Annotated in this window: 15 protein-coding genes and 2 pseudogenes; 12 read left to right on the forward strand and 5 right to left on the reverse strand. The window is 63.2% G+C overall.

Features of this window, described 5'->3' with window-relative positions:
- Together AWB67_RS31370 and AWB67_RS31375 are read right to left on the reverse strand one after the other, a co-directional pair.
- Positions 1–524 (reverse strand): dihydroxy-acid dehydratase domain-containing protein (locus tag AWB67_RS31370; RefSeq protein WP_200822355.1); only part of this gene is annotated, 524 nt, incomplete at its 3' end.
- Positions 525–568: 44 nt separating this feature from the next.
- A pseudogene (locus tag AWB67_RS31375) lies at positions 569–1,245 on the reverse strand (winged helix-turn-helix domain-containing protein).
- 278 nt (positions 1,246–1,523) lie between these two features.
- Between AWB67_RS31375 and AWB67_RS31380 the strand changes: the two are divergent.
- Complete coding sequence (locus AWB67_RS31380; protein WP_159965018.1) at positions 1,524–2,078, forward strand: TetR/AcrR family transcriptional regulator; 555 nt, start codon at positions 1,524–1,526, stop codon at positions 2,076–2,078.
- Between the two features lie 104 nt (positions 2,079–2,182).
- Here AWB67_RS31380 and AWB67_RS31385 read toward each other — a convergent pair whose 3' ends face one another.
- Complete coding sequence (locus AWB67_RS31385) at positions 2,183–2,662, reverse strand: tellurite resistance TerB family protein (protein WP_235025434.1); 480 nt, start codon at positions 2,660–2,662, stop codon at positions 2,183–2,185.
- The gene (locus tag AWB67_RS31390; protein ID WP_087660010.1) at positions 2,659–2,844 is read right to left on the reverse strand and encodes a DUF3563 family protein; all 186 of its coding nucleotides are present in this window, start codon (positions 2,842–2,844) and stop codon (positions 2,659–2,661) included. Before AWB67_RS31390 ends, AWB67_RS31385 begins: the two co-directional genes overlap by 4 nt.
- Positions 2,845–3,186: 342 nt before the next feature.
- Between AWB67_RS31390 and AWB67_RS31395 the strand changes: the two genes are divergently transcribed.
- From AWB67_RS31395 to AWB67_RS31445, 11 genes are all read left to right on the forward strand, one after another.
- The gene (locus AWB67_RS31395; RefSeq protein WP_087660001.1) at positions 3,187–3,657 is read left to right on the forward strand and encodes a ribonuclease; all 471 of its coding nucleotides are present in this window, start codon (positions 3,187–3,189) and stop codon (positions 3,655–3,657) included.
- Between the two features lie 313 nt (positions 3,658–3,970).
- Positions 3,971–4,369: a VOC family protein gene (locus AWB67_RS31400; RefSeq protein ID WP_087660002.1), complete on the forward strand. Its 399-nt coding sequence runs from the start codon at positions 3,971–3,973 to the stop codon at positions 4,367–4,369.
- 56 nt (positions 4,370–4,425) lie between these two features.
- Entirely contained in the window at positions 4,426–5,058 is a 633-nt protein-coding gene (locus AWB67_RS31405; protein WP_087660003.1) for a twin-arginine translocation signal domain-containing protein, read from the forward strand.
- A 35-nt stretch (positions 5,059–5,093) separates the two neighbouring features.
- Positions 5,094–6,677 (forward strand): GMC family oxidoreductase, encoded by a 1,584-nt coding sequence (locus tag AWB67_RS31410; RefSeq protein ID WP_087660004.1) that lies wholly within the window; start codon positions 5,094–5,096, stop codon positions 6,675–6,677.
- A gap of 116 nt (positions 6,678–6,793) precedes the next feature.
- Complete coding sequence (locus AWB67_RS31415) at positions 6,794–7,171, forward strand: ribbon-helix-helix domain-containing protein (protein WP_235007628.1); 378 nt, start codon at positions 6,794–6,796, stop codon at positions 7,169–7,171.
- Positions 7,172–7,473: 302 nt separating this feature from the next.
- Positions 7,474–8,208: an IclR family transcriptional regulator gene (locus AWB67_RS31420; RefSeq protein ID WP_087660005.1), complete on the forward strand. Its 735-nt coding sequence runs from the start codon at positions 7,474–7,476 to the stop codon at positions 8,206–8,208.
- Between the two features lie 40 nt (positions 8,209–8,248).
- Positions 8,249–9,871, forward strand: a complete 1,623-nt coding sequence (locus AWB67_RS31425; protein WP_087660006.1) for an OPT/YSL family transporter — start codon at positions 8,249–8,251, stop codon at positions 9,869–9,871.
- A 32-nt stretch (positions 9,872–9,903) separates the two neighbouring features.
- Positions 9,904–11,088, forward strand: a complete 1,185-nt coding sequence (locus AWB67_RS31430) for an aminotransferase class V-fold PLP-dependent enzyme (RefSeq protein ID WP_087660011.1) — start codon at positions 9,904–9,906, stop codon at positions 11,086–11,088.
- A 36-nt stretch (positions 11,089–11,124) separates the two neighbouring features.
- Positions 11,125–11,880 carry a dipeptidase PepE gene (pepE, locus tag AWB67_RS31435; RefSeq protein ID WP_087660007.1) on the forward strand — a complete coding sequence of 252 codons (756 nt, stop codon included), beginning with the start codon at positions 11,125–11,127 and terminating at the stop codon, positions 11,878–11,880.
- 105 nt (positions 11,881–11,985) lie between these two features.
- Positions 11,986–13,131: a porin gene (locus AWB67_RS31440; RefSeq protein ID WP_087660008.1), complete on the forward strand. Its 1,146-nt coding sequence runs from the start codon at positions 11,986–11,988 to the stop codon at positions 13,129–13,131.
- A gap of 23 nt (positions 13,132–13,154) precedes the next feature.
- Complete coding sequence (locus tag AWB67_RS31445; protein ID WP_087660009.1) at positions 13,155–14,135, forward strand: DUF1177 domain-containing protein; 981 nt, start codon at positions 13,155–13,157, stop codon at positions 14,133–14,135.
- Between the two features lie 50 nt (positions 14,136–14,185).
- Here AWB67_RS31445 and AWB67_RS31450 read toward each other — a convergent pair.
- A pseudogene (locus tag AWB67_RS31450) lies at positions 14,186–14,374 on the reverse strand (methylmalonate-semialdehyde dehydrogenase (CoA acylating)); the annotation flags it as partial.

Below are 14,374 nucleotides of genomic sequence, written 5' to 3' on the forward strand. Positions count from 1 at the left end.
GTCATCGTCCCGGCGCGCACTTCCTCGGACATCTGCCACACGCCCGTGCCCGAGCCGATGTTCTTGCCGCGGAACTTACCGTTCAGCATCGGCCCGCCGGAGACCGCCAGCGCTGGCAGATTGCACGACGCGGCGCCCATCAAAAGCGCGGGCGTCGTCTTGTCGCAACCGACGAGCAGGATCACGCCGTCCATCGGATTGCCGCGAATCGACTCCTCGACGTCCATCGAAGCCAGATTGCGAAACAGCATCGCGGTGGGGCGCAGATTCGACTCGCCGAGCGACATCACCGGAAACTCGAGCGGCAAGCCGCCCGCCTCGCGCACGCCGCGCTTCACGTACTCGGCGAGTTCGCGAAAATGCGCGTTGCACGGCGTCAATTCGGACCATGTGTTGCAGATGCCGATCACCGGCCGGCCATCGAAATTGTCGTGCGGAATGCCCTGGTTCTTCATCCACGAACGGTGAATGAAACTGTCTTTGTCGTTCCTGCCGAACCAGCTTTGCGAGCGAAGTTTGCGCATGTCGTCTCCCTCTGTGTCTGTCGGTTGCCTTTGATGATGCTGCATTAAGCGGCTAGAGATGCATTGGAGCAATTGGTTGTCCACCCGAGCCCACGCACATTGCGAATCAGTGATTGACCAAACTTCTTGCGAATCGAATGGATCAGTACATCAAGTGAATTGCTTTCCACTTCGCGTCCCCAGCCGTATATTCGGTCTTCGAGTTGCCGACGCGACAGAATCGCACCGGGTCTTTCAAGAAAACAGTGCATCAAGGCGAATTCGCGGGCAGAAAGGGCCGATGCAACACCATTGCAATATAGCGTGCGCTTCTCGAGATCGAGGCCGAGTGACTCGCCTCCGATCCGCGATGTTGCGCAACCAGCCCTGCGCCGCAACACTGCTCGCAAGCGGGCCAGAAGTTCTGGAACATCAACGGGTTTGAGCATGCAATCGTCGGCGCCGACATCGAGGCTGCGCACACGCATGTCCGGGCATCGCGCGCGGTCAGGCTCAGCACAGGCACGGGATTACCGGCAGCACGCAGCGCTTTGAGCATATTCATCCCGCCGACGGCCGATGGCCCGAGATCCAGCAGCACGGCTGCATAGCAGGTGGATACGATGGTCACGTTATCTGCCTTGCCGTGTCGTATCCAGTCGACGGTGTAGTGCGCTTCCTTCAGCTCCCGAAAGAGATTTCGACCAATCTGCAAATCGCCTTCAACCATTAAAACTCGCATCTTTTCCTCAGTACATGGCCCCAGACATTGATTCAGAGGTGTTCCGAACGAATGTCTGGGTGTGGTGACTTCCCCCGTTCGATTTAAATGACGTTTTAGATTTTCTGTCTCGCATCCAGGAAATACGATTTCCCGTGGCCATCGAGATAATATGAGCTATGCTCATGTTTTGAAACTCGCGTTTCGCGAGTCCGCATTCAATTGAAATAATCATGGAAAATCAACAGGATAGACGGCGCAGACCGCAACAGGAGCGTGCTCAGCACAAGGTTGAACTCATGTTAGAGGCGGCTATCCAGTTGCTGGAGACGGGCAGCATCGAGACGCTCACGACGAACGCGGTGGCGGCAAAGGCGGGTGTCAGCATTGGCACGCTGTATCAGTACTTCGGCAGCAAGGCCGCGCTGCTCGACGCGCTGGTTACGCGCGAGTTGGGCGCGATGTCGGACAAGATCATGGGTTCGCTGCACACATCGACGCGGGCTTCGGCGGGAGACCGGATACGCACCACCTTGAGTGCGGTCACGGCGGCGTATGGCGGACGCAATCGCGTCCATCGGCTGCTGATCGAACATGCGTCGACGAACAGATCGGGCGGACGACTATCACCGTTGTACGCGCAACTGATTGATCTTTGGACCCGGGAAGGTGTGGCGTCCCCCGGCGGCATCGCACGCAAGCTCACGGCCGCTGAAGCCTTCGTGTTGACGTACGCGATGGCAGGCGTGTTGCGCACGATGGCAGCCAGCGAAGACGCGCCGCCTGCGCAAGAAGTAGAGGATGCGCTCGTGCGGCTTGTTGTCGGCTTCCTGAGAGAAGCCGGGCCTGCCTGAGCTGTACCGTGCAATGCAGGCGACTCCTGGCGGCTTTCGTTACACTCGCACGTGAGTCATGCAGGACGTGCGCAGCCGTGGATGATGACGGCTGCGCACTCATGTCATTTCACTCGATGCGGCCGCGCGAGTCTGATCACCTCGCGTGGACGCGCCCAGTCCGCGTGCTCCGGCAGTTCCCACGCCGCGCGAAGCAGACGAAGAAATCCGGCTTCTCCCGCAGAGATATGCCTGTCTGCGTGAATGGCTTCCTTGCATAGCCAGATGACGTCACGCCGCATTTGCCAGTCCCGCACGTCGGCAGCGAGTTGCACGACGATGGCGGGATCGAGCCTGCACGCGTCGCCCCAATCCAGATAAGCGGACCAAGTCAGGTCTTCGCATAGACTCTGCAGGACGGCAGGAAACTGATGCGGGCGCAACGACAATCGTCGTTCAATGTCGTGGCAAGCGAGCGCTTCGATCTCGTCCGCTCCCAGGTATCCGTCTGATAGCAGGCAGGCCGCGACGATGCGTGCTGCGGCTTCAGGACTGTCGCATTGATAATGGCGCATATCGATTCTCCTTGTCTTTAGATCGGTCACCGTTCGTTGTCGCGCGGCGTGACGTACGAATGCAGACTGAACGGGTAGCCGCCGCTGTCAAGATGACGAATGCGGCGTTCGAGGTCCACGAGATCGGTCGACGAGGCCAGATAGTCTTCGCGTTCTTCGTAGTGAGAAGGCGAGAACAACGACCCCAGCTTGTCGGAAAGTGCGGCAAACATGATGCGCTCCTTGAGTGGCGCGACGCATGTCGGGCCGGCGGTCCGCATCGTCGCTTCAGTCCGATGCGTGTCAACGCGTTGTTCGCGTCTGACTGGCGGTTCGAACCTGAACCTGTGCATCGACGAACGAATCGTAGGCGCCGTGAATTAGCAGGAAATGAGGTTTCGCGAGAGGTCTCATTTGGGCCGTGGCGGAGACACTCGCGGCAGAGATTGACCGGCTGTGTTTGGGTCGGGTAAGAAATCCCTGTTTCCAGCCGGACATTGATTCACTCTGCGATTAGCGATACCCTTAATTCGTTCGTGATCGTCGAATGCTGGGCAACCCGGAGGCACCGTTTCGTGAAGCGAGCTTGGGCTTTCTCCTGCATCCTCGTGTTGAGCGCGATCCTCAGTGGATGCAACAAGGACGGATCGAAAAATGCCGCGCCGGAATCGGGCGCATCCGCGAGTCAGGCAGCGTCTCAGCCCGAACAGGCCGCGAGCGGCGCACCAGCCGCATCGGGCGCGCAGGCGGGGAGCGCGCCAGCCGTTGTCACCAAGGCGCAGTTGCCGGGAGAAGCCGCTGAAACGCTGCGTCTGATCAAAGCGGGGGGCCCTTTCCCTTTTAGCGAGGACGGTGTCGTGTTCCGCAACAGCGCGGGTTTGCTGCCGCAGCATCCGCGTGGTTATTACCGCGCGTACACGGTTCGCACGCCTGGCGCGGCGGATCGCGGGCTGCGCCGCATCGTGTGCGGTGGATCGCGCAAGAAAATCAGCGACTGCTATTACACCGAGGATTACTACGTCAGTTTCAAACGCATTACAGAATGACTTGAGCCAATCGAGAGGCGGTGATCGTCGCCTTGGCGTTTCGGAACCGTGTGGATAGTCGCCGCGTTTTTTCGCAAAAGCAAAGCGCCGCGTGCCTGAAACACGCGGCGCTTTGCTTTTGGACCTGCGCGATACTTCGGACGCGTTGGCAGGCTCGCGTTTCAGAGCAAACCTTCTTGCTGCACCCGCATCACGCGACACTTCATAGGGGATTTCACCGCCTCTAAGGGCAAGTCCTAATCCGCATATAACCTGCCATTACCCGGACGCTACGCGCCTCCCTAAACTGGGTTGCGAAAGGAGGGACGCTGCCATGTCGAAACTGATTCACACGATGATCCGCGTGCACGATCTGGACAAGTCGCTGCGCTTCTATCAGGACGCGCTGCAATTGAGCGTCGCGCACCGGCTGGACTTTCCGGACTTCACGCTCGCCTATCTGCGCAACGACGAAACGCATGCAGAACTCGAACTGACCTGGAACAAGGGCCGCGCCGAGCCCTACACGCACGGCGACGGTTACGGCCACGTCGCCGTGAGCGTGCCGGATGCCAAAGCGGAGCGCGAGCGTCTCGTCGGACTGGGCCTTGCGCCGCTCGACCTCAAGGAGTTCAAGGGCGACGACGGCCAGTTGATCGCGCGTTTCTTCTTCATTCTCGACCCTGACGGATACAAGATCGAAGTGCTCGAACGTCACGGGCATTACGAGTAGTTAGGCATCGAAGCGCACATAAATAAGCTGTTGCGGCACCCCACAAGGAGACAGACATGCGAGACACGATCATTCCGATCGTCGCGCCGAAGCACGCGCACGATCCCGCACCTCATGCCGACGGAGCCGCGCCGCCGCGCATCGCGCTCACGCGGCGCGAATTCCTGCGCGGTTCCGGCGTGCTCGTCGGCACGCTGGCGTTCGGTTCCGTCTTCGCGACGCTCGCGCCTAGCCGCACCTGGGCACTGGAAATGCAGGGATTCGACACGCATCAGGGTGAAGTGCTGCTCGCCTTCACGCGCCAGGTCTTTCCTCATGCGACGCTCGACAACGCCGTCTATGCACTCGCCGTCAAGGATCTCGATACGAAGGCCAAGGCCAATCCCGCAGTGCATCAACAACTCGCCGATGGCGTGAGCAAGCTCGATGCAACCGCAGGCTCCGACTGGAGCAAGCGCGCGCCCGACGCGCAGGCGAAAGACGTCGCCGCGCTCGCCGGCACGCCGTTCTTCGAAACCGTGCGCAGCACCGCCGTCGTCTCGCTCTACAGCAACGCGATGGCGTATGCGCACTTCGGCTACGGCGCATCGCAGGGTGACGGCGGCTATCTCTATCAGGGCTTCAACAATCTCTCGTGGCTGCCCGATCCGCCCGCCATCGACAGTGGCCCGATTCCGAAAGACAACTAGAAACGAAGGCCATCGGACGGATATCGGAGACAGACATGTACGCAGAGAACAAGGTGCAGTTCAAGCATGGCGACGATCATGTCGTCGTCGTCATCGGATCGGGCGCGGGCGGCGGGACGCTCGCGAACGAGCTGGCGCAGAAGGGCATCGACGTGGTCGTGCTCGAAGCCGGCGCGATGCATACGCAGGGCGATTTTTCGACGGAGGAGTGGAACGCGTTCCAGCAACTGTCGTGGCTCGACAAGCGCACGACGTCGGGTTCATGGCGCGTGGCCAAGGACTTCCCGAATCTGCCCGCGTGGATCTGCAAGACGGTGGGCGGCACGACGGTGCACTGGGCGGGCGCGAGCCTGCGCATTCAACCGTACGAGTTCAAGGCGAAGACGACTTACGGCGACATTCCCGACGCGAACCTGCTCGACTGGCCGATTACGCGCGCGGACCTCGACCCGTACTACGACCGCGCTGAAAAGAAGTTGGGCGTGACGCGCACCAACGGCCTGCCGGGCCTGCCGGGCAACAACAACTTCCGGGTCATGTCCGCGGGCGCGATGAAGGTCGGCTACAAGGAATGCAACACCGGCCACATGGCGATCAACAGCACCGTGCGCGATGACCGCACGCACTGCTTCCAGCGCGGTTTCTGTTTTCAGGGCTGCCGCATGGGCGCGAAATGGTCGACGCTCTACACCGAGATTCCGCATGCGCAGATGACCGGTCATATGGAATTGCGTCCGCAATCGCATGTCGTGAAGATCGAGCACGATGCGCGCGGCAAGGTCACGGGCGTCGTCTACTACGATGCGAAGGGCACCATTCAGCGCCAGAAGGCGCGCCTGGTTGCGGTGGCGGGCAATTCGATCGAGACGCCGCGTCTGTTGCTCAATTCGCAGTCGAGCAAGTTCCCTGACGGCCTGGCCAACGGGTCGGGGCAAGTGGGCCGCAATTACATGCGTCACACCACCGGCTCCGTCTACGGCGTGTTCAACGAACGCGTCGAGATGTTCAAGGGCACGACGATGGCGGGCATCATCGAGGACGAGGCGAAGTTCGATCCGAAGCGCGGCTTCGCGGGCGGCTATCACATGGAGACGGTCTCGCTCGGCCTGCCGTTCTATGCCGCGTTCGTCGATCCGGGCGCATGGGGACCGGGTTTCACGGCGAAGCTGGATCAGTATCCTTACACGGCGGGCATGTGGATCGTCGGCGAGGACATGCCGCGCGCGAGCAACCGGGTCACGCTCAACAGCGACGTGAAGGATCAGTACGGCATGCCGGTGCCCAACGTCCATTTCGACGATCATCCGAACGACGAAGCCATGCGCTCGCACGCCTTCAAACAGGGCAGCGCGGTGTACGAAGCGGCGGGCGCGAAGGCGACGTATATCGTGCCGCCGTATCCGTCGACGCATAACCTCGGCACCGCGCGCATGAGCGCAAAGGCCGGCGACGGCGTGTGCAACGGGCACGGGCAGACGCACGAGGTGTCGAACCTGTTCATATCCGACGGCAGCCAGTTCACCACCGGCGCGGCGGAGAATCCGACGCTCACCATCGTCACGCTGGCGATCCGGCAGGCGGATTACATCGCCAAGCAGATGAACGCGCGGCGCGTCTGAACAGGGTTTCGCTCAATTGTGCGGCGATGCGTGCGGGAGTAGCGTTTTTCAGTCGATCGTCGCGCCCGGGCCTCATCCGCCCGGGCGCTGCGACACCAGAGATCAGGAGGCATCGTATGTGCGGGGTGTATATCAACGCGGACCCGATCCTTTACGAATCGCGCACTCGTTCGCTGCGCATTCACGGCGTGATCACCACGGTCAGGCTGGAGAACCTGTTCTGGGACGTGCTGCAGGAAATCGCCGAGCGCGAGAATCTCACGACCAGCCAGTTCGCCGTGAAGCTATACGACGAGCTGATCGCCCTGCGCGGCGAGATGCCGACCAACTTCGCTTCGTTCCTGCGCGTGTGCTGCCTGCGCTATCTGTCGATGCGTGAAAAAAAGTCTGTGGCGAAGCCGGAATCGCGGGTGGGTTCTGCGGCTTCGATCGCTTCCAGTGACTCGAACTTGCATGTGTTGAAGGACAAATCGGCCGTTCGACTGGCTCCGTGATCCTCCTTCGGTTCAGAGTCCTACAGCGGCTCCTCACATCTGCTTGAGAAAACGATAGTAACCGCCGAATTCGAAAACATCGATTCGGCCGCGCGAGCGTTCGCCTTTGCCCCTTGAAGCCGTCTACTCGGTGGCCATAAGTTGCCCCTGACCGCTGCAATCCAAATCCCGCTTCATCCTCCCCGTCTCCTGTCTCCTCACGCCAGCCGCACACCCCCGCGTTAACCCCACATTGACGCGCTCACGCGCTCCCGCTTACCATTTTTCTCATACAGAGACACCGTCTCTGATAGAGAGACACCATGCTCAAGACCCTCGATGGCGCCCTGGCGCTCCTGACCCGCTTTACCCTGCGCGAACCTACGTGGGGCGTACGTGAACTCGCCAAGGAAACCGGCACGCACCACGCCGTGGTCCATCGCGTGCTGGCGACCTTTGCCGCCAACGGCTTCCTCACGCAGGACGCCGCCGGCCGTTACTCCCTCGGCATGCGGCTCTTCGAACTCGGCCAGGTCGCGCACCGCACGTTCGCGCCGTCCGACGTCGTGCAGCCCGCGCTCGACGCCCTTGCGCATGAAAGCGGCGAGACCGTGTTCCTGTCGTTCATCGACGGCGCCGAGGGCGTCTGCACCGACATGGCCCAGAGCCGCCAGCAGTTGCGCTTTTCGATCGAGCTTGGCCAGCGCTTCGGGCTCGTCGCCGGCGCGCACGCGAAGGCGATCCTCGCGTTCCAGTCCGACGCCGTGCGCGCCGCCGTCTACCGCGAAGCGGGCCTGCTTGACACCAATACCGCCGACATCGAAGCGCGTCTCGCCACCGTGCGCGCCGACGGCTTCAGCCACACGAGCGAAGAAGCGGCCGCGACGGTCGGCGGTCTCGCGCTGCCGCTCTGGTCGCGCGACCGCACTCGCGTGATCGGCTCGCTCGCGATCGCCGGCCCGGCGCAGCGCCTCGCAGGCGAGGCGATTCCCCGCCTGCTCGACGAAATGAAAAAAGCCCGCGACGTGATCGAACCCGTCGTCGGACTGACCCGCTGAACCCTCAACCGATCGAAGACCCCAAGGAAGCCGTGTCGCCATGAAAGCATCGTTCGACCTGCCCGCCGCACCCGAAACGCCCCAGTCCTCAACGCCCGCGCGCGCCCCCGTCTCCTTCTTCGAGCCGCTTCTGTTCATCGTGTCGGCGGGGCTGTCGGTGCTGGGCGCGATCATCGGCATGCAGCTCATCGTGTCGCTGGGGATTTCGGCGAACACTTCGATCATCGGCGCGTTGATCGCGATCGTCTTCTCGCGCATTCCGCTCGCCGTGACGCGCCGCTTTCGCGTGCTCGAACGCCAGAATCTCGTGCAGACGGCCATTTCATCGGCGACGTTCGGCGCGGCCAACTCGTTGATGATTCCGCTCGGCGTGCCGTTCGCGATGGGTATGCCCGAACTCGTCACGCCGATGATGGTCGGCGCGATCGCGGCGATGCTTGTCGACGGCGCGATGCTCTATAACCTCTACGGCAGCCGCATCTTCCCGGCGACGGGCGCGTGGCCGGCGGGTGTCGCGACGGCCGAAGCGATCTGGGCCGGCGACCAGGGCGGCCGCAAGGCGGCGTTCCTGGGTCTCGGCGTCGCGGCGGGCGTGGCGGGCGCGGTGCTCGGCGTGCCGATGTCCGCGTTCGGCGCCGCCTTCCTCGGCAATCTCGCGGCGCTCACGATGTTCGGCATCGGCCTCTTGATCCGCGGCTATTCGGTGGCGCTGATCCACGTCGATATCGCCGCCGCCTATATCCCGCACGGGCTCATGATCGGTGCGGGCATCGTCGCGCTGATCCAGGTGGCGCGCGAAATCAGCCGCTCGCGAGCAGGCGCCGCAGCCGATCCGCGTAATCAGGAGATGTCGGCAGCAAAGGCGCGGCGCGTGCTGTCCGGCGGGTTCGTCGCGTACATGCTCGTCGCGCTGCTGATTTCGGTGCTCGCGGGGCACCTGACGGAGATGTCGCTCGGGATGCTCGTCGCGTTCATCGTCTACGCGGCGTTCGCGGCCTACGTTCACGAGCTGATCGTCGGCATCGCGGCGATGCATTCCGGCTGGTTCCCGGCGTTCGCCGTTGCGCTCATCACGCTCACGATCGGCATCGTGATCGGCTTTCCGCCGTCGGCGCTCGCCGTGCTCGCAGGCTTCTCGGCCGCGACCGGCCCCGCCTTCGCGGACATGGGCTACGACCTCAAGACGGGCTACCTCCTGCGCGGCGAAGGCCGCGACATGCAGGCGGAACTCGCGGGCCGACGCCAGCAGCTGATGGCCGCGATGGCGGGCTTCATCGTCGCGGCGCTCGTCGTGATCGCGTTCCACGGACACTTCTTCTCGCGCAACATGCTGCCGCCCGTCGATCGCGTGTACGCGGCGTCGATCAAGGCGGGCTCGTCGCTCGAAATCGCGCGCAATCTCGCGCTTTGGGCGATTCCCGGCGCGCTCTTGCAACTCGTCGGCGGCGCGAAACGGCAGCTCGGCATCCTGCTCTCCACCGGGATGCTGATCGCGTCGCCGCTCGCCGGCTGGGCGGTGCTCGCCGGTCTCGCGATCCGCTTCGTGGTGACGCGGTTGCGCGGCGAGCGCCACAACGCCGAGATGAGCGCGTTCGCGGGCGGCGTGATTGCGGGCGATGCGCTATTCAGCTTCGGCCACTCGCTCACGCGCCTCGGCAAATGAGCCTTCCTTTTTCCGACCTCAAAGAAAGCAGAATGAACATCGACGCCATTCGCGCGGCCACGCCGCTCACCGCCACGACCGTCTACATGGACACCGCCGCCGCCTCGCTGCCGCCCGACTCCGTGCTCGACGAAGCGCGCCGCTATCTCCTCGATACGGGACACATTGGTATCTACCTTCCTTCGTTCCGCAAGGAAACGTATGCGCGCGTCGAGACGGTGCGCGCCGCGCTCGCCGCTTTTCTTGGCGCGCGCCAGCACGAAATCGCGTTCACGAAGAACGCGACGGAGGCGATCTCGCTTGTCGCGCGCGGCATCGACTGGCAAGCGGGCGATGAAATCCTCGTAGCGGACACGGAGATGCTGAGCAACCTGCTGCCCTGGCGACGGCTCGAAGCGACGCACGGCATCGTCGTGAAGATGATCGCTGCCGATGCCTCGGGCATGCTCGCGCCGGAATCGTTCGCCGATGCCATCACCGCGCGCACGCGGCTCGTTACGTTCTCGCAGGTGCCCAATTCGACGGGCGCCGTGCAGCCCGCTGCGCGCATCTGCGCGATCGCGCGTGAACGCGGCGTGATGTCGCTCGTGAACGCGTCGCAGAGCGTCGGCATGTTGCCGGTGAATGTGGCTGAACTTAACTGCGATTTCCTCGCCGGATGCGGCCGCAAGGCGCTGCGCGCGACCGAAGGCTCGGGCTTCCTGTATGTGCACGAAGCGCGCATCGATACGTTGGAGCCGGTGCTCGCCGGCTGGTGGAACGGCGCCTACGACCGCGCGACTGGCGCGCTCTCGTTCGTCGCCGGGGCGCGCCGCTTCGAGGCGGGCTGTCCGATCGTGCCCGCGATCCTCGCGCTGGGCGCGGCAGTGCGTTACGCGGAGTCGATCGGCATCGCCGCTATCGCCGAGCGCGTGCGCGATCTCACCGCCTACGCCGTCGAGCAGTTCGCGACGCTGCCGGGTTTCGAGCTCTACGGGCCGGCGAAGGTGGCCGATCGCATCGGTATCGTGCCGTTCAACCTGCGCGGCGTCGATCCCGCCACGCTCGTTGCGGCGCTCGAAGCGGAGCAGTGCATCATCGAAGCGGGGGGCTTCATGGCCGACGCGATCCTTGCGCGCTACGGCGTCACCACGATGGCGCGCGTGTCGCTGCACTACTTCAATACCCGCGACGAAATCGACCGCGTCGTGCGCATCATTCGCACGGCCGTCGCCTGATCGACTGCTGCATTCCATTTACCACCGGACTTCGCCATGACCCAACGCATTCTTTTGATGAGCAGCTCGCGCCGTGATCAGCTCGGCTATCTCGAACACGCCGAAGCGCAGATTCATACGCTGCTCAAACACGAGCCGCGCCGCGTGCTCTTCGTGCCGTACGCCGCCGTCACGTTCAGCTTCGATACGTATGAAGGGCTCGTCAAACCCGTCTTCGAGCGTCTTGGCTACGCGCTCGAATCGATTCATCGCAGCGCCGATCCGCGCGCCGCGATCGAGTCGGCGGAAGCGATCGCGGTCGGGGGCGGCAATACGTTCGCGCTGCTGAAGCGCATGTACGACGCCGATATCGTCGATGCGATTCGCGCGCGCGTCCAGGCGGGCACGCCTTACGTGGGCTGGAGCGCGGGCAGCAACGTCGCGTGCCCGACGATCCGCACGACCAACGACATGCCGATCGTCCAGCCGCCGACGTTGCGCGCGCTCGGCCTCGTGCCGTTCCAGGTTAATCCGCATTTCATCAGCGGCAAGCCGGTCGGGCACAACGGTGAGAGCCGCGAAGAACGGCTCGCGGAATTCCTCGACATCAACGCGCCGGAGCAGGTCTTCGCGCTGCCCGAAGGTTCGGCGCTTTACACCGATGGCACCGAAGGAACGGTACTCGGTGAACGTCACGCGCTGCATTTTCTCGGTGGCGGTCGCATCGAAACGCTGCGCGAGAACAAGCGATTCCCGCTGTCGCAAATCACGGGTCCGGCCGGCATGAACGAATGGCCGGGCTTTATCCGGTGATGCGGCGCCTTCGGGCGCACTGAATCCATTTTTCGCCGACTTCGCCCGGACTTCCAAGTGCCGGCGTGGGCGGCGCTCGTCCCACGCTTTTGCAGCTTAACTTTCATGAAACCTCAACTCAAGCTTGCCGCGCTCGCTCTCGCATTGCCCGCGATCGCGCAAGCGCAATCGAGCGTGACGCTCTACGGCATCATCGACGCCGCGCTTAACTTTCAGACCCACGCGAACGCCGCGGGCGACAGCTTCATCGGCATGCAGCAGGGCAATGAGGGCTTCCTGTCGGGTAGCCGCTTTGGCCTGAAAGGCGTCGAGGATCTCGGCGGCGGCGCGAAGGCCGGCTTCACGCTGGAAAACGGCTTCCTAGCCAACAACGGACGCCTCGACCAGCAAGGCCAGCTCTTCGGCCGGCAGGCGTTCATCACGATCGGCAATCGCTACGGCGACCTCGCGTTCGGCCGCCAGTACACGACGGCCAACACGATGCTCTATTACGTCGATCCGCTCGGCGTTGGCGCGGCGCCGTCGAACTCGTGGATGGTATACCTCACCGGCCAGCGCTACGACAACGCCGTCACCTACACGGGCAAGTTCGGCCCCTTCATGGGCATCGCCGAATACGCGTTCGGCGACGTGGCGGGCAGCTTTCAGGCGCGCTCGTCGGCATCGGTCGGATTGAAGTACGCGGACGGTCCGATCACGCTCGTCGGCGACGCGCAGTACACGCACGACAGCGCAAGCCGCCTCGCGCGCATCTACATCGCGGGCGTGAAGGCGTCGGTGGGGCCGGCGAAGCTCTTCGCGAACTACATCTACAGCCATCGGCAGGCGGGCTTCGATTCTTCGAACGGCGGCACGGACACCGCGTCGATCACGAGCATGTCGACGGGTGCGACGCCGACGAGCGTCGCCGCCATCAACTCCGTGTTCGCGACGAGCCGCCGCGACGATTTTTTCACGCTCGGCGCGAGCTATCTCGCGACGCCGGCCGTCACCTTCACCGCGAGCGTGATGGTCGACCGCACCCGCGCCGACGCTTTCAGCGGCACGCGCGCCACGGCCTACGGCGTCGCCGATTACGCGTTGAGCAAGCGCACCGATACGTACTTGGCGTTCGCCTACGACTGGGTGCGCGGCGACTGGTCGGGCCTGCTCGGCAACAGCACGACCAATTACACGGGCGGCAGCGGCAAGCCGCTCAACGGCAACGACAACCAGGCCACCTTGATGATCGGCCTGCGCCACACGTTCTGATTTTTTGCGAAGGAGTTTTGTTCATGTCATTGCAATCCACACTCACCGTTTTCGAGGCGCTCGATGGCGCGACCGTCGACGGGCAGACCATCGTCGATATGTTCGCGCCGTTCAGCGAATTCGGCGTGACGGTCACGGTCACGACCGTCAACGATGAACCGCCCGAAGACACGTCGAAGACGACCGACTTCGTGTCGATCATGATCGCCGGCTCGAACGGCAAGACGGTGGGCGGCAGGGCGCGCACGCTCGGCGTGATCGGGCGCAACGGCGCGATCGGCGCGCGGCCGGTGCGCATCGGCATGGTGTCGGACGCGGACGGCCCGCTCGGCGCGATCGCGGTCGCGCTCAAGCTCGCGCAGATGAAGAAGAAGGGCGACGTGCTGCCGGGCGACGTGCTCGTCACGACGCACATTGCCACGGATGTTTCGATGACCTTCAACGACGGCGTGCCTTTCATGGGCATGCCGGTGTCGTCGCAGACGATGAACGTGTACGAAGTCTCGTCCGACATGGACGCGATCCTTTCGCTCGACGCATCGAAGGGCAACAGCATCATCAAGCAGCGCGGCTTCGCGATTTCGCCGACGGCGATGCAGGGCTACGTGCTGCGCGTGTCTCCCGATCTGGTTAAAGCGATGGAATCGACGACGGGGCGTCCCGGCGTCACGTTCCCGATCTCTCAGCAAGACATCACGCCTTACGACAACGGCCTCTATCACTTCAACAGCATCATGCAGCCGCATATCGCGACGAGCGCGCCCGTGGTGGGCGTGGCGGTGACGGCGCAATCGGTGGTGGGCGGCAGCGACGCGAGCGCGAATCACGAGATCGATATCGCGGAGGCGGTGCGGTTTTGCATCGAGGTGGCGAAGCGTTTTACGACGGCATCACCGAATGCGCCGTGCGAGTTTTACAACGCGACGGAATGGGCGTTGATCCGCGACATGTATCCGGACTTGAGCGTGTTCCAGACGGCGGGGAACAAGGCGGCGCGTCGTTAAGCAACGCTTGACTTGATGCGAAAAGCGGGCCGAGTGGCCCGCTATATTTTTTACTTCGCTACCGGCATCGTAAATTCCGCGCCCTTCGCGATGCTGTCAGGCCAGCGCTGCATCACGCTCTTGTAGCGCGTGTAGAAGCGGATGCCTTCTTCGCCATACGCATGGTGATCGCCGAACAAGGAACGCTTCCAGCCGCCGAACGAGTGCCAGGCCATCGGAACAGGAATCGGCACGTTGAT

Origin of the sequence: Caballeronia terrestris (assembly GCF_001544515.1) — a bacterium.
GTDB classification, from domain to species: domain Bacteria; phylum Pseudomonadota; class Gammaproteobacteria; order Burkholderiales; family Burkholderiaceae; genus Caballeronia; species Caballeronia terrestris.

Coding starts and splice junctions, on each gene's coding strand:
- AWB67_RS31380 (WP_159965018.1), top strand. CDS start 1,524: ATGTTAGAGGCGGCTATCCAGTTGCTGGAGACGGGCAGCATCGAGACG.
- AWB67_RS31390 (WP_087660010.1), bottom strand. CDS start 2,844: ATGTTTGCCGCACTTTCCGACAAGCTGGGGTCGTTGTTCTCGCCTTCT.
- AWB67_RS31400 (WP_087660002.1), top strand. CDS start 3,971: ATGTCGAAACTGATTCACACGATGATCCGCGTGCACGATCTGGACAAG.
- AWB67_RS31405 (WP_087660003.1), top strand. CDS start 4,426: ATGCGAGACACGATCATTCCGATCGTCGCGCCGAAGCACGCGCACGAT.
- AWB67_RS31410 (WP_087660004.1), top strand. CDS start 5,094: ATGTACGCAGAGAACAAGGTGCAGTTCAAGCATGGCGACGATCATGTC.
- AWB67_RS31415 (WP_235007628.1), top strand. CDS start 6,794: ATGTGCGGGGTGTATATCAACGCGGACCCGATCCTTTACGAATCGCGC.
- AWB67_RS31420 (WP_087660005.1), top strand. CDS start 7,474: ATGCTCAAGACCCTCGATGGCGCCCTGGCGCTCCTGACCCGCTTTACC.
- AWB67_RS31425 (WP_087660006.1), top strand. CDS start 8,249: ATGAAAGCATCGTTCGACCTGCCCGCCGCACCCGAAACGCCCCAGTCC.
- AWB67_RS31430 (WP_087660011.1), top strand. CDS start 9,904: ATGAACATCGACGCCATTCGCGCGGCCACGCCGCTCACCGCCACGACC.
- pepE (WP_087660007.1), top strand. CDS start 11,125: ATGACCCAACGCATTCTTTTGATGAGCAGCTCGCGCCGTGATCAGCTC.
- AWB67_RS31440 (WP_087660008.1), top strand. CDS start 11,986: ATGAAACCTCAACTCAAGCTTGCCGCGCTCGCTCTCGCATTGCCCGCG.
- AWB67_RS31445 (WP_087660009.1), top strand. CDS start 13,155: ATGTCATTGCAATCCACACTCACCGTTTTCGAGGCGCTCGATGGCGCG.